Annotated in this window: 22 protein-coding genes and 1 pseudogene; 7 read left to right on the top strand and 16 right to left on the bottom strand. The window is 64.8% G+C overall.

From position 1 onward, the window contains the following. The first annotated feature begins 36 nt into the window (after positions 1-36). The 3 genes from QYS36_RS10280 to QYS36_RS10270 all read left to right on the top strand — a co-directional run bounded on the left by QYS36_RS10280 (position 37) and on the right by QYS36_RS10270 (position 3,537). Positions 37-414, top strand: coding sequence for a DUF1090 domain-containing protein (locus QYS36_RS10280; RefSeq protein ID WP_308839387.1), 378 nt, complete (start codon positions 37-39; stop codon positions 412-414). Positions 415-1,080: 666 nt separating this feature from the next. Continuing rightward, complete coding sequence (locus QYS36_RS10275) at positions 1,081-2,028, top strand: helix-turn-helix domain-containing protein (protein ID WP_308839386.1); 948 nt, start codon at positions 1,081-1,083, stop codon at positions 2,026-2,028. A gap of 306 nt (positions 2,029-2,334) precedes the next feature. Further along, positions 2,335-3,537 carry an MFS transporter gene (locus QYS36_RS10270; RefSeq protein WP_308839385.1) on the top strand — a complete coding sequence of 401 codons (1,203 nt, stop codon included), beginning with the start codon at positions 2,335-2,337 and terminating at the stop codon, positions 3,535-3,537. Between the two features lie 866 nt (positions 3,538-4,403). On the opposite strand, the gene QYS36_RS10265 is transcribed toward QYS36_RS10270, so the two are convergent. The 13 genes and pseudogenes from QYS36_RS10265 to QYS36_RS10210 all read right to left on the bottom strand — a co-directional run bounded on the left by QYS36_RS10265 (position 4,404) and on the right by QYS36_RS10210 (position 18,224). Further along, complete coding sequence (locus tag QYS36_RS10265) at positions 4,404-5,699, bottom strand: FAD-binding oxidoreductase (RefSeq protein WP_308839384.1); 1,296 nt, start codon at positions 5,697-5,699, stop codon at positions 4,404-4,406. Positions 5,700-5,745: 46 nt separating this feature from the next. After that, positions 5,746-6,168, bottom strand: a complete 423-nt coding sequence (locus QYS36_RS10260) for a RidA family protein (protein WP_308839383.1) — start codon at positions 6,166-6,168, stop codon at positions 5,746-5,748. Between the two features lie 28 nt (positions 6,169-6,196). Then, complete coding sequence (locus QYS36_RS10255) at positions 6,197-7,336, bottom strand: tyramine oxidase subunit B (RefSeq protein WP_308839382.1); 1,140 nt, start codon at positions 7,334-7,336, stop codon at positions 6,197-6,199. A gap of 507 nt (positions 7,337-7,843) precedes the next feature. After that, the gene (locus QYS36_RS23960) at positions 7,844-8,611 is read right to left on the bottom strand and encodes a methyl-accepting chemotaxis protein (protein ID WP_374990444.1); all 768 of its coding nucleotides are present in this window, start codon (positions 8,609-8,611) and stop codon (positions 7,844-7,846) included. 90 nt (positions 8,612-8,701) lie between these two features. Beyond that, a pseudogene (locus QYS36_RS23955) lies at positions 8,702-9,709 on the bottom strand (cache domain-containing protein); the annotation flags it as partial. A 386-nt stretch (positions 9,710-10,095) separates the two neighbouring features. Further along, entirely contained in the window at positions 10,096-10,926 is an 831-nt protein-coding gene (locus QYS36_RS10245) for a metal ABC transporter permease (protein ID WP_308839380.1), read from the bottom strand. 2 nt (positions 10,927-10,928) lie between these two features. Beyond that, positions 10,929-11,783, bottom strand: a complete 855-nt coding sequence (locus QYS36_RS10240) for a metal ABC transporter permease (protein ID WP_308839379.1) — start codon at positions 11,781-11,783, stop codon at positions 10,929-10,931. After that, positions 11,783-12,664: a manganese/iron ABC transporter ATP-binding protein gene (locus tag QYS36_RS10235; RefSeq protein WP_308839378.1), complete on the bottom strand. Its 882-nt coding sequence runs from the start codon at positions 12,662-12,664 to the stop codon at positions 11,783-11,785. The genes QYS36_RS10240 and QYS36_RS10235 overlap by 1 nt, the downstream gene beginning before the upstream one ends. Beyond that, positions 12,664-13,569 (bottom strand): metal ABC transporter substrate-binding protein, encoded by a 906-nt coding sequence (locus QYS36_RS10230; protein WP_308839377.1) that lies wholly within the window; start codon positions 13,567-13,569, stop codon positions 12,664-12,666. The genes QYS36_RS10235 and QYS36_RS10230 overlap by 1 nt, the downstream gene beginning before the upstream one ends. A gap of 309 nt (positions 13,570-13,878) precedes the next feature. Further along, positions 13,879-14,979 (bottom strand): polyamine ABC transporter substrate-binding protein, encoded by a 1,101-nt coding sequence (locus tag QYS36_RS10225; RefSeq protein ID WP_308839376.1) that lies wholly within the window; start codon positions 14,977-14,979, stop codon positions 13,879-13,881. A gap of 41 nt (positions 14,980-15,020) precedes the next feature. Then, positions 15,021-16,049: a histone deacetylase family protein gene (locus QYS36_RS10220; RefSeq protein WP_308839375.1), complete on the bottom strand. Its 1,029-nt coding sequence runs from the start codon at positions 16,047-16,049 to the stop codon at positions 15,021-15,023. A gap of 162 nt (positions 16,050-16,211) precedes the next feature. Beyond that, positions 16,212-17,216: an AraC family transcriptional regulator gene (locus tag QYS36_RS10215; RefSeq protein WP_308839374.1), complete on the bottom strand. Its 1,005-nt coding sequence runs from the start codon at positions 17,214-17,216 to the stop codon at positions 16,212-16,214. 210 nt (positions 17,217-17,426) lie between these two features. Next, positions 17,427-18,224: an undecaprenyl-diphosphate phosphatase gene (locus QYS36_RS10210; protein ID WP_308839373.1), complete on the bottom strand. Its 798-nt coding sequence runs from the start codon at positions 18,222-18,224 to the stop codon at positions 17,427-17,429. 229 nt (positions 18,225-18,453) lie between these two features. Here QYS36_RS10210 and QYS36_RS10205 point away from each other — a divergent pair, with 229 nt between their 5' ends. Beyond that, positions 18,454-19,737 carry an MFS transporter gene (locus tag QYS36_RS10205; RefSeq protein ID WP_308839372.1) on the top strand — a complete coding sequence of 428 codons (1,284 nt, stop codon included), beginning with the start codon at positions 18,454-18,456 and terminating at the stop codon, positions 19,735-19,737. Between the two features lie 74 nt (positions 19,738-19,811). Continuing rightward, complete coding sequence (locus QYS36_RS10200; protein WP_308839371.1) at positions 19,812-20,252, top strand: HIT family protein; 441 nt, start codon at positions 19,812-19,814, stop codon at positions 20,250-20,252. A gap of 117 nt (positions 20,253-20,369) precedes the next feature. Here the strand turns inward: QYS36_RS10200 and QYS36_RS10195 are convergent, their stop codons facing one another. Next, positions 20,370-21,299: a DMT family transporter gene (locus QYS36_RS10195; RefSeq protein ID WP_308839370.1), complete on the bottom strand. Its 930-nt coding sequence runs from the start codon at positions 21,297-21,299 to the stop codon at positions 20,370-20,372. 159 nt (positions 21,300-21,458) lie between these two features. On the opposite strand from QYS36_RS10195, the gene QYS36_RS10190 reads away from it, so the two are divergent. Both QYS36_RS10190 and QYS36_RS10185 read left to right on the top strand, forming a co-directional pair. Then, positions 21,459-21,878 carry a 3-isopropylmalate dehydratase gene (locus QYS36_RS10190; protein WP_308839369.1) on the top strand — a complete coding sequence of 140 codons (420 nt, stop codon included), beginning with the start codon at positions 21,459-21,461 and terminating at the stop codon, positions 21,876-21,878. A gap of 45 nt (positions 21,879-21,923) precedes the next feature. After that, complete coding sequence (locus QYS36_RS10185; RefSeq protein ID WP_308839368.1) at positions 21,924-23,225, top strand: NAD(P)/FAD-dependent oxidoreductase; 1,302 nt, start codon at positions 21,924-21,926, stop codon at positions 23,223-23,225. Here the strand turns inward: QYS36_RS10185 and QYS36_RS10180 are convergent. Continuing rightward, positions 23,222-24,418 (bottom strand): MFS transporter, encoded by a 1,197-nt coding sequence (locus QYS36_RS10180; protein WP_308839367.1) that lies wholly within the window; start codon positions 24,416-24,418, stop codon positions 23,222-23,224. The two genes, QYS36_RS10185 and QYS36_RS10180, sit on opposite strands and share 4 nt — an antisense overlap. A gap of 90 nt (positions 24,419-24,508) precedes the next feature. Then, positions 24,509-25,297, bottom strand: a complete 789-nt coding sequence (locus QYS36_RS10175; RefSeq protein WP_308839366.1) for an ABC transporter substrate-binding protein — start codon at positions 25,295-25,297, stop codon at positions 24,509-24,511. Positions 25,298-25,432 lie beyond the last annotated feature (135 nt).

The raw sequence follows: 25,432 nt of genomic DNA, 5'->3' as shown, positions 1-25,432 counted from the left end.
CCGGCGCAGCTGTCTGCCGTTAATGGAGCGCGTTAGATGAAAGCCCTGATTCCCTGCCTGTTGTTGGTGGCCGCCTTGCCGGCTCTGGCCGACTCATCTGCCAACCCGCTGTGCGAGACCAAGGCCGAGAAAATCGAAAAGCAGCTGCAGGCTGCCTGGGCCGAAGGCCTTACCGGAAAAGCCAAAGGCCTCAGCGCGGCGCTGGACGGCGTACGCGAGAACTGTTCGGACAAGGAATTGATGCGCGAGCTGCAAACCAGGATCGACAAGGCCCGCGATGAGATACGTGAGCGCGAGGCTGACCTGCGTGATGCCGAACTGAGCGGCGACCCGGGCAAGATCGCCAAACGCCAGGCCAAACTCGATGAAGCCATGCAGGAGCTGAATGCAGCCGAGGCCGAATTCCCCCGCTGAGTGGGCGAATCTGCCGGGGCTGCGCCAGCAGCCTTGTGCGCCCCGGGGGAGCGCCCTGGCGTTTCGATAATCGCCCACAACCCGGTTTGCACCCGTCGACATGACTAAAACGGGATAGCCGCCGCCCATGCCGAGGGCTAGCATCGACCCTAGTTGATTGGCCCCATAATAATTATTCGCCGTCTGCGGCTACTGCCGGGCGGTTTATTTCTCGCAAAGACTGCCCCTACAACAGGTCTAGCAGAATGATTGTCTCCCCTTGCGTTGCGCACCCTCCCCACTACCGTGATCACCTGGTTCACGCCGCTGCGTCTTTCGATGAAGCCGTGTTGCCCTGGGTTCGACGATCGTTTGCCCCTCTGCTGGCCAACGCCTGCTTCGCCAGGATGGCGCCGGTAGGCATTAGCCGGTCGGCGATCTCCCGAGGTCGTTGATCACGGCAAACGTGCGATGGGCCAGCCTGGCTGGCCGGTACCTGCCCGGAATCGGGCCTGGAGGGGTGCTGTGTCCTACTTTCAGAATCATCACGCTGCATCGTCACACCAGGTAGCGGCGTTGGCAGCGGCGCGCCGGTCTGCGCAATCATCAGGCATGGCGGCGGCCATCCGCCCCGCTGGCATGGCCGGTGGCGCGGAGCTTGCAGCAAATGGTCGAGCGTCTGCAAAGATGGGTACGACCACCATGCTGGTGCAATGCAACTGCTTCGACGATGTGGATGTGCACGCCAACTCGGTGATCGGTTGGCAGCAAACCTATGACCAGTTGGGTGCCGGGCACGCCCATACCACGCTCAAACACCTCACCGCAGAGCGCTTCCAGATTTTCCGCGAGACCTTCGACAAGCGCATCGTGCAAATCGGTGCTGCGCCGGCGGGGCGACTGTGCCTGGCGATGCCGGTGTGCAGCAGCGAGCCGAGTGTGTTCCAGGGCAAGCCGCTGACGAGCGATAGTGTCACCGTTCTTCACGGTGGCCAGGAGTTCTTCGTCCAGTCCCCGGGCGGCATCGACCTGCTGTGCGTGGCGGTGGATATCGCCAGCCTGGAGACCTTCGCCTCGCGGGCGTTTTCCAGCACGCAGCTGTGCCAGCTGTCGCGCATCACCCGGCTCGACCTGGAGCCGGCGATGATCAACCACATGCGCCGACATCTGGAGCGCTTGATCGATCGCGCATTGCTGGGCGAGGCGCTGTCGGAGGCGGAGCTCGAAGAGCAGGTGCTGGAATTCATGCTGGCGTTTCTCGACAGCGCGCTCGAGTGGTCGGTGGGGCGCAGCGCCAACTCCACGGTGAGCACCTATCTGGTCAAGCAGAGCCAGGAACTGGCCCTGGCCAACCAGGATGAGCCGCCCTCGGTGCTCGACCTGTGCAAGTACCTGAACGTGAGCCGCAGTACCTTGCAGCGCAGTTTTCTCAGCGTGACCGGTTTGCGGCCCGTGGAGTACCTGCGTGCGCTACGCCTGAATATCGCCCGTCGCCGGCTGCGCAGCACCGAAACCGAGCAGCTGACGGTTGCCCGTGTTGCCAGCGATCTGGGATTCAGTCACCTGGGGCATTTCTCCGGCGCCTACCGAACCCTGTTCGGTGAGACGCCTTCGCAAACCCCGCGTGCACGTTGAGGAACCCGAGTGATGAAAACACCAATCAGCTTTGCTGCTGATCAGGGGCCGCCAATCAGTTAGCGGCGCCGTTCAATCGATAACCGTACTTGCCAAGTAAGCGTGGCTGGAAAGTTGCCGGGCAGCCTCGTTGCGCCCGCCAATCCGTATGCCGCGACAGTGCGGGTGAGGTTTCAAGTGCAGGTTTCAGCCAGTAGCACCGTTGTTTCGCAGCACGCATTGCTGCGCCGTTAAACCACCAGCACGTGGCACTTCAACTGCAGATAGGGATGAAGTGCCAGCCGTCCAACTTATCAGGAATAGGTCATGAACAGCCCAAGAAAAAATCCAATAGACAATGTTCGTGTTTATATATGCGCCGGCCTGTTGTCGGCCTGCGGCGCGTTGCTGCTCAATGTCATGCCGGTGCTGTTCGGCGCTATCGGCGAGACCCTGGGTTACGGCGAGCAGCAGCTCGGCACACTGGCATTGGCCAGCAACCTGGCCTTCGCCCTGGTCGGCGTGATCTCGCTGGCCTGGCTGGGCGTATTCGGCTGGCGCACCATCGCCGCCGTGGCAACCGTTATCGTCACCCTGGGGATTCTGGCCATTCTCAACAAGCCCTCGTACGGCCAGTTGCTGGTGATCATGGCCGTGGCAGGCGGCGCGACCGGCGCGCTCTACGCCCTGGCGATGGTGATCTTCGGTGGCAGCGACCGCCCCGAGCGGGCCTTTGGCTTCAAGCTGGGGATGGAGTCGATTCCCGGCGCGGCGCTGCTGATTCTGCTGCCGGTGGCCGTGGCGCCGCAGTGGGGCTTCGACGGCATCCTGATCGTGCTGGCCGTGTCGGCCTTGCTGATGGGCCTGGCGCTGTTCGGGGTGCCGAGCCGCGCGGTGAAACGTGAAGACCTGATTGCCGCAAGCATTCATGCCGATGCCGGCAAGCACCAGTTCATCGTGTGGATGAGCCTGGCAGCCAGCCTGGTGTTCATGACCGGGATCATGGCCGTGTGGCCGTTCCTGGAACTGATCGGCAAGAAGACCGGGCTGTCCTCCAACGAGATCGGCGCCGTGCTGTCGATCGGCTTCCTGATCAACGCCATCGGCGGCTTCATTGCTTCCTCGCTGGGACTCAAGCTCGGGCGCGTGCTGCCTGTTGCGGCCATCGTCGCGGTGGTGCTGGTCGGCCTGGTGATCATCGGCCAGTTCACCTCGATGACCACCTTCACCGTCGGCACGCTGCTGTTCCTGCTGTCGATCAACTTCGTGCTGGCCTACACCTTTGGCCTGATGGCCGAGTTCGACACCTCCGGCAAGCTGGTCGCCCTGGGCACGGTGTGCATCTCCCTGGGCGCCGCCTTCGGGCCCGCCATTGCCGGCGACCTGATCGAGCGTTATGGCTACTCGGCCGCGCTGATCTTCTCTGGCGTCTGCGCGGTGCTGACCCTGGTGATTCACGCCGGGCTTTCCATGCGCGCCACGGCCCTGCAGCAGGGCGCCGCGCAAAGCCGCCTGGTGCCGATGCCTTGAAAGCAGCCCACCGTTACGCTTTGCGCCCGGTGGCCACCTTCCAATAGCAGGCACCACTCTGGCAAAACAGGCACGTAGCTCACGCTCGTGCCTGTTCTGCTTTTTGCAGTCGGGGTGCTGGACACAAGGGCGCACTATGTCAGGGCAGGTCGGAGGCCTAAGAACCTGTTCATGATCTTTCATCCCAGGTTCGTTGATTTGGTAGCTAAGTGGCGGAAGCGGCCGTTCGCGATCTCGTGGGAGGGGCTTTAGCCCCGAGCTCTTTACGCCTAGCCAAACCTGTAGGGTGGATGACGCTTTTTCCATCCACCGTTGCGGTCGGGATGATGGACGGATGAAGCATCGGACTGTTGCAATATCTGTGGGAGCGGGCCATGCCCGCGAAAATCAGGGCATAGCTCGCTCTCATATTAATCCGCCAGCATTACTGTGTTGTTTGCGCGCTCAGTTCCGCTCTGACGAGCGGGTTCCTTTTGGCATTGCCCCAAAAGGAACCAAAAGGTCTAGCCCCGACATACGGCCCCAGCTGCGCTGGGGTTCCCTCATTGCATCGTCGTTCCGGGGGCCGGCCTGGAAGGGCCATCCATGGCCCATCAGGCCTCTCGCCGCATCCATGCGGCTCGTCCCCCTGCACAACGATTCCATTCGGCCTTCTGAAGGGGCGATTGGTGTCGTCTGTTATTGCCGTGCAGAAGAAACACCAAAAAGCCAAAGTGGCGAACGTCCGCTCTTGCCTTGTAGCTGCCGCTGCATGCGAGTAAAGATCGTGAGCAGGCTCTAAGGCGAGTTGTTGAAACAGCTAAATCACAGGCAAAAAAATGCCCCGCACTTTCATGCAGGGCACAAGCCGGAGCAGGGCAAAGCGCTTAGCTGAGGCGCTCGAAACGATACGGGCTGGGATCGACGATGGGCGTGGTGCCGCACAGCAGGTCGGCCGCCAGTTGCCCAGCCGCAGGTGAGGTGCCGAAGCCGTGACCGGAAAAGCCGGTTGCCAGGGTCAGGCCGGGAATCTTCGCGACCGGGCCGATGACCGGGTTGGAGTCCGGGGTGATGTCGATGACGCCGGCCCAGCTTTGCTCGATCTGGGCGTTTGCGAACATCGGCCAGGCCGCTACCAGGTTGCGCATCGCCTCGGCATTGAGCGACGGGTTGGCCGCCGGGTCGAGGGTGCGCACCTTCTCGAAGGGCGTGACGGAGGTGCCTTTCCAGCTGCGCGCCAGGGCCAGGTCCTTGAAGAACTCCTTGCCGAAGGACACCCGCAGGAAGTCGCGCTGGGCCTTGAGCTGGGGCAGGTAACGCATGCCGATCAGCAGGTGGTCGAGGGTCAGGTGAGCATCCAGGGCGCCGCGCTGGGTGACGATGAAGCCGCCATCCTTGTGGCGCCGGAACGAGAAGTCCGGGGCGCCCAGGGCGATCTCGGTCGGCCCGTCCATGGGTTTGGTGCGCATCACCGAACAGGTCAGCGGCAGGGTCGGCAGGTTGATGCCGTGGTTGCCGAGAAAACGCCGCGACCACATGCCGCCGGCCAGCAGCACCTGCTCGCAGCGAATCTCGCCGCGCTCGGTCAGCACGCCGCTGACGCGCCCACCGCTGGTGACCAGGGTGCGCACCGCGCAGTTCTCGATGATCAGCGCGCCCTTGGCCATCGCCGCCTTGGCGATGGCGCTGGAGGCCAGGGTCGGCTCCGCGCGGGCATCGGACGGCGTGTAGATGCCGCCAGCCCACTGGCCCTGGCCGCCGGGGGCCAGCTTGGCGATTTCCGCGGCGCTGACCAGCCGCGAGTCCAGATCCAGGGAGGCGACCGATTTCAGCCAGCCGTCGTGCATGGCCATCTGCGCATCGTTACGGGCGACGAACAGGATGCCGGCCTGGCGGAAGCCAACGTCCTGGCCGACCCGTTCCGGCATTTCCGTCCACAGCCGCTCGGCGGCCAGGGCCAGGGGAATGTCGTGCATATGGCGGTTGGTCTTGCGCACCCAGCCGAGGTTGCGCGATGACTGCTCGGCCGCGATGCGGCCTTTTTCCAGCACCACCACCGGGATGTTGCGCTCGGCCAGGGTCAGGGCGGCGGTAAGGCCGATGATGCCCCCACCGATGATGACTACGGCGCTGCTAGCGGGAAACTCGGTGGAGGTTTGTACGGGCTCTATTCGAGGCGACATGAAGAGCACTCAACGGTAAGGGTGATGAGGTGACCGTGAACCTGGCTCACTGAGCCAGGTTGATTTTCTTCACGTCGGCGCGCGAGGCGCCACGGAAAGCGGTCAGCTCCAGCTCGACCTTGTAGACGGTCGAGCCCAGAGGCGGACAGGTCACGGTCGAGGCCGGGTCGATGCCGCGAAACTTCTCGCCGACGATGGTCATCACCGCAGGCACGTCCTGCGGGTTCTGGATGAACACCCGCGAGCACACCACGTCGGCCAGGCTGGCATCCACGGCGGCAAGTGCCGACTCGATGTTGGCGAACACCTGGTGGGTCTGCTCGGCCAGGTCCTCGGAGATTTCCTTGGTGTCCGGGTTACGGCCGGCGGTGTTGGACACGAAGATCCAGTCGCCGACAGCCACCACTCGGGAGTAGCTGCCCATTTCTTCGTACTTGGAACCGGTTTTGACTTTGCTGATGCTGGTCATGGCGTAATGTCCTTGAAGGGATGAGGGGTTAGCGAAGGGCCGGGGTTTCCCAGAGGTTCAGCTTCACGCCGATGCCCAGCTCGAGCGCCTTGCGGTACACCACGGTGCCCCAGGCCACGTCCTCGACCGGCATGCCACCGACCGACATGATGATGATTTCGTCTTCGCTGCGACGGCCCGGGGCTTCGCCGGCGATGATCTTGCCGATGTCTTCGAGCTGCTCGAGGGTCAGCTTGCCTTCCTCGAGCATGTCCATGAACCGCACGCCGATCACCGGCACGTGGTTGTGGGCCGGCTTGGGCAGTTCTTCGTACCAGGCCTGGTACAGGCCAACGTTGTCGAGCACCTTGCGCACGTCCGCCTGCTCCATGCCTTCATCGATGTTGCAGCCGGCCGGCATGGCCAGGAAGGCGCCGGGCTTGACCCACTCGCGCTTGACCAGCGGGTATTCGCTCGGGTCGCCGGTACGGCCGGAGGTGCAGTAGGTGACCAGGTCCGAGCCGCGCACCACGTCTTCGATGCTGTCGACCACCTCGATGGTGGTGATCTGCGGGTAGGTTTCCCGCACCCAGCCGATGAAGTCGTCGAGGCTCTTCTGGCTGCGACCCTTGAGCTTGAGGGTGTCGATCAGCGGGCACACGGCGATGAAGGCGGCGAGGGTGGTCTTGCCCATCACGCCTGGGCCGAGCAGGCCGACCACTTTGGAATCCTTGCGCGCCAGGTGGCGGGCGCCGACGCCGGGGATCGCGCCAGTGCGATAAGCCGACAACAGGTTGGCCGACATGTGGGCGAGCGGGGCGCCGGTGTCGACGTCATTGAGGGTGAACATCAGAATCGAGCGCGGCAGGCCCTTCTCGCGGTTCTCGACGTTGGAGCCGTACCACTTCACGCCAGCGGTACGGAAGCTGCCACCCAGGTAGGCCGGCATCGCCATCATGCGGCGGTCGGCGGCGTGGCGCGGCATGCTCGGGAATGGAGAGTCTTCCGGGAAGCACACCATGGCGCCGTGGGAGTCGTTGTTCGGGCCGGCCATCCGATAGTCGCCTTTGTACAACAGGTCGAATACCTCTTCCATGGTATTGACGCAGGCGAGCATGTCGGTCACGCCAGCGCGGATCATGTCTTGTTCGGAGAGGTAGATGAAATCGATTCTTGTATTATTAGTCATGGCATTCTCGGGGTCGGAAGTGCAGGCCTGGCACAACGTGGTGGGTGACGCTGCCGTGCAGTGTGCAAACAAGAAACTTCGTTGAAGTTCCACAACGCTCAGTGCGAACAGCGCAATTGGTAGTAACGGAATTGGTTTATTCGCGGCGAATTAAGCAAAACCAAAAACCAGTTGGGCCGAGTTGATGGTAGGTAAGTCGCCCCGATGCCGGCTATCCCATATTGGTCACTGTTGCAGGCAAATCGCGGCCGCAGGCGCACTCTTTTGGGGCGCCAGATAAAGCGCCTGTTCGGGCGGCATTCAAGTGCCTACGAAAGTGTTTATCACGGCTGTTCACGGGCGCGCGGGACGGCGCCAGAGGGGGCTATGGCGATGCGCTCCAATAGCCGGAATGTCGATAACGGGACGCTATCGAGCGCGGGTGTTTGGGGGGATTTCAGGGGATAGCAGAGGGCGGCGAAACAATCCCGCAGGGCAAGCATTGCGCTTGCCCTGCGGGATTGTCGATCAGGTACGGAAGCGACCGACCAGGCCGTTCAGTTCGCCCGATAGCGACTCCAGCCGCTGCGAGTCGGTTCGTGCCGAATGGGCCAGTTCTTCGACCAGCTGGGCATCGGTGTGGATCTGCGCGATGTGCCGGTTGATGTCTTCGGCCACGTGATGCTGCTCCTCGGCGGCGGTGGCGATCTGGTTGTTCTGATCGCGGATCTCGTCCACCGAGGTGCGGATCTGCTCGAAGCTGTCGCGGGCCTGCTGGATGCGTTCCACGCTTTGCAGCGACATGCTCAGGCTGCTCTGCATCTGCTTGGTCACGTCCTGGGTGCGCTTGGCCAGGCCACCGAGCAGGCCGTCGATCTCGCCGGTCGAGTCGGCGGTGCGTTTGGCCAGCGCGCGCACTTCGTCGGCGACCACCGCGAAACCACGACCCTGCTCGCCGGCCCGCGCCGCCTCGATGGCCGCGTTGAGGGCCAGCAGGTTGGTCTGCTCGGCGATCGAGCGGATGGTGTCGAGGATGGCGTTGATGTTCTTGCTGTCCTGCTCGAGCACCTGCATGGCCTGGGCGGATTTCTGCAGGTTTTCGCTGAGCTGGGTGACACTGCCGGTGGCTTCGTCGATCTGCAACTGGCCGTCATGCACCTGGCGCTGCCCGGAGTCGGCGGACGAAGCGGCATTGCTGCAGGAGCGGGCCACTTCGTTGGCGGTGGCGACCATCTCGTTGAAGGCGGTGGACACCAGTTCCACCGCTTCACGCTGGCGGCCGGCGGCGTCGTTCATGTCGCGGGCCACCCGGGTGCTGGCGTCCGAGGCGGTTTGCAGGTCTGCCGAGGCGCTGCCGATGCGCTGCACCAGGGTGCGGATGGCGCCCAGGAACTGGTTGAACCAGCGCGCCAGCAGGGCGGTTTCATCATTGCCGCGCACCTCCAGGCTGCGGGTCAGGTCGCCTTCGCCCTGGGCGATGCCTTCCAGGCCGCCGGCCACGCTGCGGATCGGCTTGACGATCAGCCCGGCGAAGCTGGCGCCGACGATGGCGAACAGCACGGCCAGCACCGCGGCGATCACGCCGATCTGCCAGGTCAGGCTGGTGGCCTTGGCCATCACTTCGCTGCGCTCGATCAGGCCGATAAAGCGCCAGCCCAGGGTTTTCGACGACCAGACGTTGGCCATGTAGGACTCGCCGCCAAGCTCGACCTCGACCAGGCCGCTCTCGACGCCGGCCAGCTGCGCATAGCCATCGCCCAGTTCGCTGATCAGCTTGAAGTTGTGCTCCGGGGTGCGCGGGTCGACCAGCACGTTGCCGTTGCTCTCCAGCAGCATCAGGTAGCCGCTGTCGCCCAGCTTGATCTGCTTGACCAGTTCGGTGAGCTGCTTGAGCGACACGTCCAGGCCCACCACCCCGGTCGGCTGGCCTTGCTGGTTGTCGACGGTGCGCACGGTGCCCATCAGCACCACGTCATCGGGCGCCCAGTAGTAGGCGGCGGTGCGCACGGTCTTGCCGGGCGCGGCCATGGCGGCCTTGTACCAGGGCCGTACGCGCGGGTCGTAGTTGCTGATCTTGGCGTCGTCCGGCCAGGAGACGTAACCGCCGTCGGCCTTGCCAAGCGACAGGTAGGCCGTGCTCGGGTGGCTGGCGGCGAATTGCCCGAACATCTCCAGGAACGTCTTGCCCTGGTCGGTCTGCGGAATCTGCGCGGCGTCGGCGCCGGTGTAGTTCTTCAGCTCGCCGGCGTTACGCACGGCAGGGTGCTTGGCCAGGTATTCGACGTTCTGCGCGATGGCGTCGAAGAACTGGTTCATGGCGTTTTCGATCTGCCTGATCTCGCGGCTGCTGCTGTCCAGGAAGTCTTCCTGCGCCTGTTCGCGCAGGTTGACCACTACCACGACGGCGACCAGTACGACGGGCACACAGGCAATGGCCGCGAAGGCCCAGGTGAGTTTCTGTTTGATGTTCACGGTGGTCCCTGCAGGGTGGTAAAGCGTTTTTGTTGAGTTTTTTAAAGCTTAGAAGCAGGCAGAAGGAGTCGTTGGCGAATTTGTAGTCGTTGTGAACACTGAATCGGCGTGGCCGACACAAACTTGAGCGCCCAGCCATGAGGTTCTACGTGACGGGCAGTCACCAGGTATAGGCTCCAATGCTGGCTGGTGGCCATCACTGTCGAGTCGAGGGTGCCTTACTGGTGTTGCAGATGTGCGAACGCAGAAGTGGCTCGCGAAGTGCTGCCGCGCCCGCTTGCGGCGCGGCGGGTGGTGCCGGCGGCCAGTTACCGCTGCGCCGCGATCCTGCGCTCGCGTCGGCTGGAATAGACGAACACCGCCACGAACAGGACGCTGAGCAGCACCACGATGGTTGGCCCCGGTGCGCTGTCGATGAAGAAGCTCAGGTACACGCCGCTCAGCGCCGCGCCCACGGCGATGGCCAGCGCGGTAAGCAGCATGGCGCCCATGGTGCGGGTGAGCAGGAAGGCGATGGCGCCTGGGGCGATCAGCAGCGCCACGGTGAGCACGATGCCAATGGCCTTGAGGGCACCGACGATGGTCAGCGACATCACTGCCAGCAGGCCATAGTGCAACAGGCGTACCGGCAGGCCGACGGTGCGCGCCTGCACCGGGTCGAAGGCGTGCAACAGCAGGTCGCGCCATTTCAGGCCGATGAAGGCGCTGACTGCCAGGGCGATCAGGCCGCTTTCCAGCAGGTCCGCCCAGCCGATGCCGAGCATGTCGCCGAACAGGATGTGATCCAGGTGCACGTCGCTGTGAATCTGCGTGTAGAGCAGCAGGCCGAGGCCGAACATGCCGGAGAACACCACGCCCATCAGGGTGTCCTGCTTGATCCGGCTGTTTTCCTTGAGGTAGCCCGAGGCGATGGCGCAGAGCATGCCGGCGACGAAGGCGCCGAGCGAGTAGGGCAGGCCGACCATGTAGGCGATCACCACCCCGGGAAACACCGCGTGGGCGGTGGCGTCGCCCATCAGCGCCCAACCCTTGAGCACCAGGAAGCACGACAGCAGCGCGGCAGGAATGGCCACCAGCACGGCGATCAGCAGGGCGTACTGCATGAAGTCGATCTGCAGCGGCAGCAGCAAGGCTTCCATGCTCATGGCTCCAGGCGGGACTGGGCGGCGCGGCGGCGTGCCGCCAGCAGGCCGTGCTTGGGCGCGAAGACGAACGCTACGAGGAACACGCAGGTCTGCAGCACGATGATGATCGCCCCGGTGGCGCCATCGAGGAAGTAGCTGGCATAAGCACCGATAAAGCTGGACAGGCCACCGATGCAGGCGGCGATCAGCAACAGCCGTTCGAACCGGTCACTGAGCAGGTAGGCGGTGGCGCCCGGGGTGACCACCATGGCGATGACCAGAAAGGCGCCGACCGTCTGCATCGCCGCCACCGTGCAGGCCGACAGCAGGATGAAGAAGATCGCCTTCAGGCGCGCCGGGTTCAGGCCGATGGTGCGCGCGTGATGCTCGTCGAAAAACACCACCATCAGGTCCTTCCAGCGCAGCGCCAGCATGGCCAGGGTGATGCCGGCGATCAGCAGCAGTTGCAGGGTGTCACCCGGGGTGATGGCGAGGATGTTGCCGAGCACGATGGTCTGGATGTTCACCGAGGTGGGCGACAGCGACACCATGAACAGCCCGAGGCCGAAGAACGAGGAGAAGATCAGCCCGATGATCACGTCTTCCTTGAGCTTGCTGCGCTGGTTGAGGAACAGCATGGCGCCTGCCGCCAGCGTGCCGGCGCCGAACGCACCCAGGGCGAAGGGCAGGCCGAGCATGTAGGCGCCGGCGACGCCAGGCACGATGGAGTGGGCCAGGGCATCGCCGATCAGCGACCAGCCCTTGAGCATCAGGTACACCGAGAGCAGCGCGCAGACCACGCCGACCAGGGTCGACACCCACATGGCGTTGACCATGTAGCCGTAGGAAAAGGGTTCGAGCAGGCTGGGCACTATGGATCCTTGTCGTCGACGCGGCCGCGGATGGTCGACTTGCCGTCGTAGAGCACCAGTGGGCGTTCGTCGTCGGTGATGATGCCGATCAGCGGCGAGCTGCGCTGGCCTTCGCCCGGCAGCTCGAAATGGCGCAGCACACCGCCGAAAGTGCGCTCCAGGTTCTCGCGGGTGAACACCAATTGGGTCGGGCCGTAGGCGAGCACGGTGCGCGCCAGCAGCACGGTGCGGTCGCAGAACTCCGGCACGCTGCCCAGGTTGTGGGTGGACACCAGCATCACCCGGCCCTCGTCGCGCAATTCGCCGAGCAGCCGCACGATGGCGTCCTCGGTCTTCACGTCGACGCCGGTGAACGGCTCGTCGAGCAGGATCACCCGCGAGTCCTGGGCCAGGGCGCGAGCGAGGAACACGCGCTTTTTCTGCCCGCCGGACAGCTCACCGATCTGCCGGGTGCGCAGCTCGCCCATGCCGACCCGGGCCAGGGCGGCGTCCACTGCTTCGCGGTCGGCAGCCTTGGGGCGGCGCAGCAGGCCCATATGGCCGTAGCGGCCCATCATCACCACGTCCTCGACCAGCACCGGGAAATTCCAGTCGACGTCTTCGCTCTGCGGCACGTAGGCGATCAGCTTGCGCTGCAGCGCCTCGCGTACCGGCATGCCGAGTACGCTGATGCTGCCCTGGTCCAGCTTGACGAAGCCCATGATGGCCTTGAACAGCGTCGACTTGCCGCTGCCGTTGACGCCCACCAGGGCGGTGATGCTGCCGCCGGGGCTGGCGAAGCTGGCACTGCGCAGGGCGGTGTGGCCGTTGCGGTAGGTGACGCTGATGGCGTCGACGCGGATGCCGCCCAGGCTGTCCTCTTCATGCAGGGCGTTGGGCATTATTCGGCCAGCCCGTCGGCGATGGTCTGCGAGGTCACGCGCAGCAGGTCGAGGTAGGTCGGTACCGGGCCATCGGGCTCGCTGAGCGAGTCGACATACAGCACGCCGCCATACTTGGCGCCGGTTTCCCGGGCGACCTGCTGGGCCGGTGAGGCGGAGATGGTGCTTTCGCTGAACACGGCGGGAATCTTGTTGGCGCGCACCGCGTCGATCACCTTGCGCACCTGCTGCGGCGTGCCCTGCTGATCGGCGTTGATCGGCCACAGGTACAGCTCCTTGAGGCCGAAGTCGCGGGCCAGGTAGCTGAACGCACCTTCGCTGGAGACCAGCCAGCGGCGTTCTTCGGGCACCTTCCGCAAGCGCTCGCGGATCGGCCCGACGGTGGACTTGATCAGCGCCTGGTAGGCCTTGGCGTTACGCCTGTAGGTATCGGCATTGGCCGGGTCGTGCTCGACCAGTGCATCGCGAATGTTGTCGATGTAGATCATCGCCGCATCCGGCGACATCCAGGCATGGGGGTTGGGCTTGCCGCTGTATGGGCCCTGGGCGATGCCGATCGGCTCCACGCCCTCGCTGAGGGTCACCGCGGGCACCCCCTGCAGGCGCTGCAGAAAGCGCTCGAACCACAGTTCCAGGTTCATGCCGTTACGCAGGATCAGCTGCGCATCGCGGGCCTTGAGGATGTCGCCCGGGGTGGGCTGGTAGTTGTGAATCTCGGCGCCGGGCTTGGTGATCGACTCCACCTCGGCTTTGTCGCCGGCCACCTGACGGGCCATGTCGGCGAGCACGGTGAAGGTGGTCACCACCTTGAGCTTGCCATCGGCGGCGGCCAGTTGCGGCAGCAGGGAGACCAGAAGGGCGGCGAGCAGGGGGGCACAGGTGCGCCAGCGGATCCGACTGAACATCTTTATCCTCGTATGGCTTGGCCCGTCATCTCACCGCGATGGTGACCCGGGCAGAGTTGCCACTCTAGCGACAAATAGATGCCAATGAAAACTATTGTCATTAGAGATTTGTTTGTGTTGACTGCGGGGCGTTGGCCGGCTCGGCGGGCGCTGGGGGCTCGATGTTCAGCATAGCCGGGCGATTCATCTGCATCTGAGCCACTGCGCGATTGGCAGGTTCAGACAATCGGCAAGCCGCGTGGGCCAGCGCGGCTGCCGTAAAATACAGACCCCGCGTCAGGCGCGGGGTCGTCGGGGGAGGAAGGTGGCTCAGCTGCCGCTCTTGATCCTGGTCCAGGCGCGGGTGCGCACCCGTTCGACCTTCTGCGGCAGCGGCTCGACGCTGTAGAGGGTCTTTTGCGCTTCAGCGGTCGGCGTCAGGTCGGCGTTTTCGCTGATCGCCTTGTCGACCAGCTTCATGCCATCGGTGTTGGGGTTGGGGTAACCGAGGAAGTCGCTGATCGGCGCGATGACTTTCGGGTCGAGCAGGTTGTTGAGAAACGCGTGCGCTTCCTCGACGTTCTTGGCGCTCTTGGGGATGGCGAAGGTATCGAACCAGATCGGCGCGCCTTCCTTGGGCAGGCGCCACTCGACCTTCACGCCATTGCCGGCTTCCCTGGCGCGGTTGGCGAACTGGTAGAAGCTGCCCGAATAACCGATGGCCACGCAGATGTCGCCGTTGGCGATGTCGGTCATGTATTTGGCCGAGTGGAAGTAGGTCACGTAGGGGCGGATGCTCATCATCAGCTCGGTGGCCTTGTCGTAGTCCGCCGGGTTGCTGCTGTTCGGCGGCAGGCCCAGGTAATGCAGTGCCAGCGGGAGGATCTCGTTGGGCGCATCGAGCATCGCCACGCCGCACTGCTTGAGCTTTTCCATGTTCTCGGGCTTGAACACCAGGTCCCAGCTGTCCACGGGCGCGTTGTCGCCGAGGGCGGCCTTGACCTTGTCCGGGTTGTAGCCGATCAGCACGGTGCCGTACATGTAGGGCACACCATACTGGTTGCCGGGGTCGTTGGTCTCCAGCAGCTTGAGCAGCGCCGGGTCGAGGTGTTTCCAGTTGGGCAGCTTGCTTTTGTCGAGCTTCTGGAACACGCCGGCCTTGATCTGGGTGTCGAGGAACATGTTGGACGGCACCACCAGGTCGTAGCCCGAGTTGCCGGTGAGCAGCTTGGCTTCCAGCGCCTCGTTGGTCTCGAAGGTGTCCCAGGTCAGCTTGATGCCGCTCTGCTGCTGAAAGTCCTTGAGGGTCTGCGGCAGGATGTAGTCGGCCCAGTTGTAGACGCGCAGCTCGCGCGCCTCGGCCATGGCACCGCCGGCCAGCAGGGCGGCGCCGCACAGGGCGCTGCCGAGCAGGGTTTGGAAGGTTTTCATCGTGGTGTACTCCCTTGAAGCGTCAGTTAGTGGCAGCAGGCTCAGGCGCCTTCGAAACCTTCCAGTACGTTCACCGCATTGATGCCGATCTCCTCGACGGCGTAACCACCCTCCATCACGAACAGGGTGGGTCTGCCGAGGCGGGCGATGCGTTCGCCCATGCGCAGGTAGTCCGGGCTGTCGAGCTTGAACTGCGAAATCGGGTCTTCCTTGAAGGTGTCCACGCCCAGCGACACCACGATCACCTCGGGCGCGTAGTCGGCGATCCGCGCGCAGGCCTGTTCCAGGGCCGCGCTCCAGCGATCCCAACCACTGCCGGCGGCCAGCGGCAGGTTGAGGTTGAAGCCCTGGCCGGCGCCTTCGCCGACTTCGTCGTGGTAGCCCAGGAAGAACGGGAATTCGAAGGACGGGTCGCCATGGATCGAGGCCACCAGCACATCGTTGCGTGGGTAGAAGATCGACTGGGTGCCGTTGCCGTGGTGGTAGTCCACGTCGAGGATCGCCACCCGCTTGCAGCCGCCGTCGAGAAACGCCTGGGTGGCGATGGCGGCATTGTTGAGGTAGCAGTAGCCGCCCATCAGGTCGCCGGCGGCGTGATGGCCTGGCGGGCGGCACAGCGCGAAGGCGCTGGCGGCGCCGTCGCTGATCAGCGCCTGGCCGGTGAGCGCGACCTGGGCAGAACTCCAGGCCGCCTGCCAGGTACCGGCGGTGATCGGCGCGCCACCATCGAAGCTGTAGTAACCCAGTTGACCATGCAGGTTATCCGGCAGCACGCTGCGCAGGGTACGGGCAGGCCAGGTGAAGGGCAGCAGGTCGCCGTCGCGGCCCATGGCGGCCCAGCGCGCCCAGGCGCCTTCGAAAAAGCTCAGGTAGTCGCGGTCGTGAATGCGTTCGATCGGCGCGCGGCCGAAGTCGCGCGGGGCAAGTACCTCGCCAAGCCCCTGCTGACGTACCCGCGCCAGCACATGGTCGGCGCGTGACGGCATCTCGAAGCAGGGCTTGAGTTCCCCGTCGATGATTTCACAGCGACCGTGGTGCAGGTGATGGTCATCGCTATAGATCGTGCGCATGCTTGGCCCTCCGCTTGTGGTAGCTGCATTCTTGGTCGCATCGTGGTGCCGGGGAAATGAGCGGAGCGGCCAAAAGGGGATAGATGTGGCCAGCAAATGGCGCAGCGCTGACCCCATCGGTGCGCGCAGCGGGCACCCCAAGGCGCCAGCGGGCACGCGTCTTCAAGCCAGGGCAGGGCGCCGGTAGCGGCTCGGCGAGGTGCCGCTCCAGCGCTGGAAGGCGTGGCGAAAGCTGGCGGTTTCGCTGTAGCCGAGGGCTTCGGCAATGCGCGCGATGGGCAGGCGCTCTTCGCCAAGCAGGCGGCGGGCCTGTTCGAAGCGCAGCTCGTCGAGCAGGCTCTGGTAGCTGCTGCCCACCTCCTGCAACTGCCTGCGCAGGGTGCGCGAGGAGCAGCGCAACTGCCGCGCCAGGCCATCGAGCCCCGGCGAGTCGGGCAACTGGCTGGCGAGCAGCTGGCGCACGCGGCTGATCAGCGCCTGGTGAGAGATGAATTCGCGGTTCAGCTGGTGGCAGCGTTGCAGGGTATCGCGATGCGTCACCGGGTCGGCCAGCGGCAGGCGGCGGTCCAGCCAGGCGCTGTCGAAGACGATGACGTTGTCGGCGGCGTTGAACTGCACCGGGCAGCCGAAATCCCGGGTGTACTGACGCTGGTAGCGAGGCGCCTTGTGGCTGAAACGCGCGCTGGTCAACGGCAGCGGGCGGCCAAGCAGGTCGTCGCAGATCAGCTTCAGGGACGCCAGGCAGAACTCGGTATTGAAGGTCGCCAGTTCATCGGCGTCGCGGTAATCGCTGGCTTCGATCCAGGCCTGTGCACCGTCGCGGCGCAGTTGCAGCGTGAACAGCGTGCCCAGCAAGGCGGGAAAGCTGAACGCCACCGCCAGCGCCTCACCCAGGCTCGCCGCCGACAGCAGGCTGAACCCCAGCAACCCGTAGGACGACACGTGCATGCGCCGGCCCAGCAGCAGGCCAAGGTCCTGGCAGCGCGCGGTGGCGTTGCGAAATACCTGGCGTTCCTGGGCGATGCTGATGCGCATCTCCGGGCGTTGCAGGTCGGCTGGGGCGATACCGCTGCCGGCCAGCAGCTCATCGATGCAGGCGCCGTCCTGGCAGAGCGTATCCAGGGCCAGGACGACCGCGTGGAGGGTGGTCAGGTGGGAGTGCTGCATGGGGGGCACGCCTTCTCGTTTCGGATCCGAGAATCACGCAATAAGCGTGCCTTGCGTGCTCCCGAGCCTGTTCACGCGGTTCGGCGGAAACTGCCGGCGACAGATGTAGGAGAAGGTAACGCCGAGCCAGCCTGGCGCCGGGTGCCTGGCGCAGCGCTACCCAGGGCACGCTTGCCGGGTGTCGCTGCGCTCTGCCCGGGCTACGCCACCCTACAGCGCGATGAACAGCAGGAAGGCGCCGAGCAGCAAGCGGTAGATCACGAACGGCAGCATGCCGATGCGATCCATGGCGGCCAGGAACAGCTTGATGCACAGGTAGGCCGACACGAACGACAGGCCGATGCCCCAGGCCATGTCGCCCCAATGGGCAGCGTCGCCCTGGTCGATCAGGTGCACGGTCTTCAGGCTGCCGGCGGCGAGAATCAGCGGGATCGACATCAGGAAGGAAAAGCTCGCCGCGCTCTTGCGATCGAAACCGAGCATCAGCGCAGCGGTCATGGTGATGCCCGAACGCGAGGTGCCGGGGATCAGCGCGAGCATCTGCGCCAGGCCGATCAGCAGGGCGTGGCGCCAGGTCATGCGGCTCATGTCGGCGTCGCGGCTGCCGGTGGCATCGGCCCACCACAGCAGCAGGCCGAAGACGATGGTGGTGGTGCCGATCACCAGCATCGAGCGGGTGTACTGCTCCAGCATCGATTCGAAGATCAGCCCGGCGAGGCCGGCCGGAATGGTTGCCAGGATGATCATCCAGCCCATACGGCTTTCCGGGCTGGCACGGCGGTGCAGCACATGGCTGAACCAGCCACCGAGAATCGCCACGACCTGCTTTCGGAACGCCAGCAACACCGCCATCAGCGTGCCGATGTGCACGGCCACGTCGAATGCCTGGCCCTGATCCGGCCAGCCCAGCAGTTGCGAGGGCAGGATCAGGTGAGCGGACGACGAGACGGGGATGAATTCGGTGATGCCCTGGATGAGCGACAGAACGAGCAGGTGTAGCCAGTCCATGAGGTTCCTTAATGGCTGAGCTGATAGAGGTAAGCTGCGGGTATGACCCGGCGTGAGCCGATTTTCTCCATCGGCGCCTGTCGGTTGCCTGAAGCATGGCTACATATTTTGCCGGCAGGCGGCATGCCAGGCGTTGCGGCGCTGCCCTCGGCCCGCGGATTTGCTATCGTGAGCGCCCCGCGGGCGATGCCCAACCCCGTGGCTCCGTGGATCTGCGAGAACTTTCCCCATGCAAGCTGCAGCATCGTCGGCCCCTGGTCGGCCACTCACCCGTAGTGACTACAAGACCCTTTCCCTGTCCGCCCTCGGTGGCGCCCTGGAATTCTACGACTTCATCATCTACGTGTTCTTCGCCACCATCGTCGGCAAGCTGTTCTTCCCGCCGGACATGCCCGACTGGCTGCGCATGCTGCAGACCTTCGGCATCTTCGCCGCCGGCTACCTGGCACGCCCGCTGGGCGGCATCATCATGGCGCACTTCGGCGACCTGATCGGCCGCAAGCGCATGTTCACCCTGAGCATCCTGATGATGGCGGTACCGACGCTGATCATGGGCCTGCTGCCGACCTACGCGCAGATCGGCATTCTGGCGCCGCTGATGTTGCTGCTCATGCGCATGATCCAAGGGGCGGCGATTGGCGGCGAAGTGCCGGGCGCCTGGGTGTTCGTGTCCGAGCACGTACCGGCGCGGCACATCGGCTATGCCTGTGGCACGCTGACCTGCGGCTTGACGGTCGGCATCCTGCTCGGCTCGCTGATGGCCACGTTGATCAATAGCGTGTTCACCGCCCAGGAAGTGCTCGACTGGGCCTGGCGCCTGCCGTTCCTGCTGGGGGGCGTGTTCGGCCTGTTCGCCGTGTACCTGCGTCAGTGGCTGCACGAAACCCCGGTGTTCACCGAGATGCAGCAGCGCAAGGCACTGGCCGAGGAACTGCCGCTGAAAACCGTGGTGCGTGATCATCGCGGCAGCGTGGTGATTTCCGCGCTGCTGACCTGGCTGCTGTCGGCCGGCATCGTGGTGGCGATCCTGATGACGCCGACCTTCCTGCAAACCTTCTACGGCTTCGATGCGGTCACCTCGCTGCAGGCCAACAGCCTGGCCATCATCATGCTCAGCATTGGTTGCATCATCAGCGGCGCCTTGTGTGACCGTATCGGTGCCGGCCGGGTACTGGTGGTCGGTTGCAGCGCGCTGGCAGCCTGCGCGTGGCTGTTCTACAGCGGCCTGTATGCCAACCCGCAGTGGCTGTTCCCGCTGTACGCGCTGGTCGGCCTGTTCGTCGGCACCATCGGCGCGGTGCCCTTCGTGATGGTGCACGCCTTCCCGGCACCGGTGCGCTTCAGCGGCCTGTCGTTTTCCTACAACATGTCCTACGCGGTATTCGGTGGCCTGACCCCGGTGGCCGTGTCGCTGTTGGTCAAGTGGAGCCCGCTGGGCCCGGCCTACTACCTGATCGCCCTGTGCGGGGTGGGGGTGCTGGTTGGTATCAGCCTGTTGCGCAAGGGCCGCTGAGCAAGCACGCTATTTCGCAGCAGCCGGCCGAGCCGGTATGGTGCGAGCACGTTCATAACGCGATGGAGAAACCCATGAGCCTTTACGGCGATTACGATTCGCAGAACATCTTCGCCAAGATCATTCGCGGCGAGATGCCTTGCTACAAGCTGTACGAAGACGACGACGTGCTGGCGTTCCTGGACCTGTTCCCGCAGTCGTTCGGCCACACCCTGGTGATCCCCAAGCGCGCCGAGGCCCGCAACCTGCTGGAGATCGACGCGGACAACCTGAGCAAACTGACCCTGGCCGTACAGAAGGTCGCCCGCGTGCTGGCCGACGAATTGCAGCCCGATGGTGTGCAGATCGCCCAGTTCAATGGGGCGCCCGCCGGGCAGACGGTGTTCCATATCCACATGCACGTGATTCCGCGTTTCAGCGAGCAGGGGCTGCAGGCCCACGCCAGTGGCAAGGCCGACCCGGCCGAGCTGGAGAAGCTGCAGGCCAGGCTGGTCAAGCGCTTTCAGAACGCCTGAGCGAAGCGGCAATAGTGGGAGCGCGCCATGCGCGCGAAAAAAGACGGGTATGGCTTAGGCGTCTCGCCCGCTCCCACAGGTTGGTCCCATCATGATGCCTAGCGCTGCACTCAATCCTTACCGCGCCCGCCGCTTGAGCCACTGGCTCAGCCACTCGTAGCCGCTGACCAGCAGGATGCCGCACAGCACCAGCAGGGCGCCGAGGATGAAGTTGACCTCCAGCGGCTCGCCCAGCAGCACCACGCCGAACAGGATGCCGAACATCGGCGTCATGAACGACAGCACGCCCAGGCGCGATGCCAGGTAGTTGCGCAGCAGCCAGAACCAGGCCAGGAAGCTGGCGAACGACACCAGCAGCGCCTGGAATATCAGGCCACCCACGGCGATGGGCGTGGGGTTGAAACGCAGTTGCTCGGTCAAGGCGCACACCATGATCAGCAGCACGAAGCCGCCGAGCAACTGGTAGAACAGGGTCTGGGTGACCGGCGCGTTGGACAGCCGCGAGCTGCGCACCACCACGGTGGTGGCGCCCCAGGCCATGGCACCGAGCAGGCCCAGGAAGTCGCCATACAGCTGCCGTCCTGCATCCCTGGTTTGCGCGTCGCTGGAGCCCCCGGCGAACGACACCACGATACCGATGAAGGCGATGCCGATACCTAGCCATTGCAGGGGCTTGAGGCGTTCGGCAGGCAGCCGCCATTGCAGCCCCAGGGCCGCGAAGATCGGCGCCGTGTAGAGAAAGATCACCATGTGCGAGGCGCTGGTGTGGCGCAGCCCTTCACCGACCAGCATGAACTCGACCGCGAACAGCGAACCGACCACCAGCCCTGGCCGCCAGTTGCCGGCGCGCACCCCGAGCCCGTCGCGCCGCCACAGCATCAGCAGGGCCACCAGCAACGCGGCGATGCCCGAACGCAGGGCCAGCATCAGCACCGGTGCCGCGTCATCGGCGGCGGCCTTGAGCACCACCTGCTGCATGCCCCAGATCATGCACAGGCCAACCATCATGCCGCCGGCCAGGCCGTCGATGTTCTTGCGCGTGTCCATGCAGGTCGCTCGTGGAGAGTGTGGGCGCCATTATGGTGCGGCCAACCTGTGCAAGCCAGCGCACTCGTCGCGATGGATTTATTGCACGCTTATGGCAATGTGCTTGTCTGTGAGCAGAGCCTGTTGCTCGACACCCCTGCGATTCTCCGGAGAGAACCCATGCGTCTGATTTATGCCGTACTGCCTCTGCTGGTCCTGGCCGGTTGCTCGTCCTATCAGGCCGATCCCGACAAGGTCACCGACATCCCGACCGAGCGCCTGCGTGGCTATCAGGAGCCGCTGCAGGGCGGCGGCGAGGTGGTGGTCACCCGTGATCTGGGCCTGATGGGCGGCGGCTGCTACGTGGCCGTGCTGGTCGACCGCAAGCTCGCGGCGCGCATCGCGGTCGGTGAGCAGGGCCGTTTCCAGGTGCCGGCAGGCAAGCGTATCGTCGGCATCGCTGCCGACAGCGAAGACCAGACTCTGTGCGGCAAGGGCCGCCTCAACCGCGAAGTGGCGGTGCAGGTCGAGGCTGGCGGCGTGGCCAATCTGCGCATCGTCAGCCAGAACCGTGGCGGCTTCGACATTCTTCCCGAGTAGGCGAGGTAGAATTGTCCTTCACTCGCTACCGCACAGGATGTGCCCGTGAAGGATTTACCCATTGCGATCATCGGTGCCGGCACCGCAGGACTGGCCAGCGCCATCCTGCTGGCCCGCCAGGGCTGGTCGGTCACCCTCTACGAACGCGTTGCCGAGCTGCAGCCGGTAGGTGCCGGCATCCTACTGCAGCCCTCGGGGCTCGCGGCCTTGCGCCACCTTGGTTTGCTCGATGAATGCACCACCCTCGGCGCGCCGGTCAGCCGCTTGTTCGGCACGTCGGCCTGCTCGCAGCGGGTGATTCTCGACACCCGCTACGCGCACTGGCAGGCCGATTCCTTCGGCCTCGGCATTCACCGCGGCGTGCTGATGACCGCCTTGCTCAATGCGGCCCGTGCAGCCGGGGTGACCATCCGTACCGGCACTGCCATTTCCCGCTTCGTGCAGTCGCCCAGCCACGTACGGTTGCTCACCGACGATGGTCGCGGCAACGAATCGGTGCTCGGCGAACATCTGGCGCTGATCCTGGCCGACGGCACCCGTTCGCAACTGCGCGCGCAGATGCAGGTGCGCCAAACGGTCAAGGCCTATCCCTGGGGGGCGCTGTGGAGCATCGTGCCGACCCCGGCGGGCGCCGATTGCACGGACCTGCGGCAGTGGTACCGCGGCTGCTCACAGATGTTCGGCATCATGCCCACCGGCGTGACCCATGAGCAGCGGCAAACCAAGCTGAGCAGCCTGTTCTGGAGCCTGCCGGTGGCCAGCCATGGCGCCTGGCAGCAGGCCGGGCTGGAGGCCTGGAAGAACTCGGTACGGCAACTGGTAGGCGAGCCGGCCGAGGCCTTTGTGCAGGCCATCGATACGCCCGAACAGCTGATGCTGGCCAGCTACGCCGACGTACGCATGCAGCAATGGCATGACGGCCGGGTGCTGGCCATCGGTGATTGCGCCCATGCCATGAGCCCACAGCTGGGGCAGGGCGCCAACATGGCCCTGGTCGATGCCGTGGCGCTGGCCGATGCCCTGGGTGCTTGCGGGCGCGCCCAAGCTGTCGATCCTGCGGCCTGCTTTGCCGCCTATGGCGCGGTGCGCGGCGCTCACCTGCGTTACTACCGCCAGGCGAGCCGGCTGTTGACGCCCTTGTTCCAGTCGCACAGTGCCTGGCTGGCGGTGCTGCGCGACAGCGCGCTGTTCGTGGCCCGGCACCTGCCCATGGGCCGCCAGCATGCCGTGACCACCCTGGTCGGGGCGCGTACCGGCTGGCTGTTCTCGGGCAAAGGTGCGGCGCCGCTGCATGCCTGGCGCAGACCTTCTGCGGTAGAGCCGGTGCTGGAGGCGACCTCGGCCTAGGCGGTCTTCTGAGCCTTCTGCACCTTCCACGCCCAGGTGAACACCAGCAGGCCGGCGACTGCCGTTGCTGCGCCGATATAGCCGGTCGAGGTCCAGCCGAACCCGGCGCTGATCGCCAGGCCACCGAGCCACGGGCCCAGGGCATTGGCGATGTTGAAGGCGGCGTGGTTGGACGCTGCAGCCAGTGTCTGGGCGCCGGTGGCCACGTCCATCAGGTGAGTCTGCAAGGCCGGCGACAAGGCGGCGATGGTGCCCAGGGCGAGAATCGCCGGCAGCACCGTCCAGATCGACTGGGTGGCGGTTGGCAGCACCAGCAGCACCAGCGCGCTCCACAGCAGAATCCAGGCCACCGACTTGAACTGCAGGCGGTCGAACAGCCAGCCGCCGGCCATGTTGCCGAGAATACAGCCGACGCCGAATACCGCCATGGCCACCGGAATCATTCCCGGGCTGACCCGGGTGACTTCCAGCAGGGTCGGCGCCATGTAGCTGAACACGCAGAACATGCCGGCAAAGCCGATCGAGCCGATACCCAGCGCCAGCCAGATCGGCGCGCGGTTGAAGGCGCGCAGCTCGCTGATCGGGCTGCTGCGCACCTCGCTGCGGTCCAGCGGCAGGAGCAGGGCGATCATCGCCACGGTGGCCAGGGCAATCACGCTGACCAGCGCGAAGGCGTAGCGCCAACTGACGCTCTGGCCCAGCCAGGTGGCCAGCGGGTTGCCGATCAGAATGGCCACGCTCAGGCCCATCAATACCCGGCTCACCGCCTTGGCGCGTTTGTGCGGCGCGGCCATCGAGGCGGCGACCAGCATGGCGACGCCAAAGTAGGCGCCGTGGGGCAGGCCGGCGAAGAAGCGAAACACCATCAGCGTCAGGTAATCAGGCGCCAGGGCGCTGGCCAGGTTGCCCACCGCGAACACGCCCATCAGCAGCAGCAACAAGTGCTTGCGCATGAGGCGTGAGCCGAGCAGCGCAAGGATCGGTGCGCCCACCACCACGCCCAGGGCGTAGCTGCTGATCACATGGCCGACCTGGGGTTCGCTGACGCCCAGATCCTGGGCCACGTTGGGCATCAGGCCCATGATGGAGAATTCGCTGGTGCCGATGGCGAAGCCGCCCAGTGCCAGGGCCAGTTCGATCAGCAGAATCGCCCCAGCGCTCAGGCGCGGGGCGGCGTGGGCGGAGCCACTCATGGTTTACCTCATCGGGGGGCGGCGAATCAGGCGGGGCATTATTCACCCATTGGCAGGCCGAGAAAACCATTGTTGGGCCTGCAGCGTGATTTAACGGTAACGCTGGAGAATGGCGGTGAACTCGCCATCGTCCTGCATCTGCCGCATCGCCTCGAGCAGCGCCTGGGTGGGCACGTCTGGCGCATCGCGAACCAGGCAGGCGACCTCGACGTGGGTCAGCTCGTGCACTTCGTGAAGTTTGTCGGCCTCCTGGCGGTCGCGGTTGAACCACAACAAGGCCAGCTCGTTGGTGACCGCATAATCGTAACGTCCGGCTGCCAGCTTGCGTAGAACCAGGCCTTGGGTACGCGCGTCGTTGCGCTGCAACCGCCCGGCGGCGAACAGCGCGTCCAGCGTCGGGTAGTGAAAGCCCAGCACCGTGCCGATTGGCTGTGTGGCAAGGCGCTCCGGGGCGGTGGGCTGAGCGGAGCGGCTGACCAGCAGATCACGCTGCAGCATGAAGGGCACGCTCCAGGCATAGCCTGGATAAGGTTCGTCGAGCCAGGCCGGGTTGACGTAACAGCGCACGTCGATTTCCTGATTCAGCAACGCGCGATGCACGCGCATGCGCGGCATCACCTGCAGGTCGGCGCGGCGCTCGACTTTTTCGGCCAGGCGCGTGGCCAGGTCATGGAGGATGCCATCGACCGCCGCACCGTTGTGGATGAGCACCATTGGCATCACACCGCTTTCGGTAATCGAAAAGCGCAGCTCTCGCTCCTCGGCCGTGCTGTAACTGCTCGCGAGGGCAAGCATCAGCAGGCCCAGACGCGGTAGCATGGGGCGAACCCGGCGGGCAGAATCGCTGTCGCAACGGTTGGTGGTCTGAAAGCTGTTCATTGGTCGCTCGCGGTGGTGCTGAACGCTCGCCCATTGCTGAGCAGGAATTTTTCAGATTACTGTTTTAAAAGGCTTTTTATATGGCTCGATTGACTCAGCTAATTGGATTGATGGTTTCAATCAATGGGCTCTCTG

Source organism: Pseudomonas sp. G34 (assembly GCF_031119625.1).
Classification (GTDB): Bacteria; Pseudomonadota; Gammaproteobacteria; order Pseudomonadales; family Pseudomonadaceae; genus Aquipseudomonas.
This window is presented reverse-complemented; position numbering and strand designations above follow the sequence as displayed.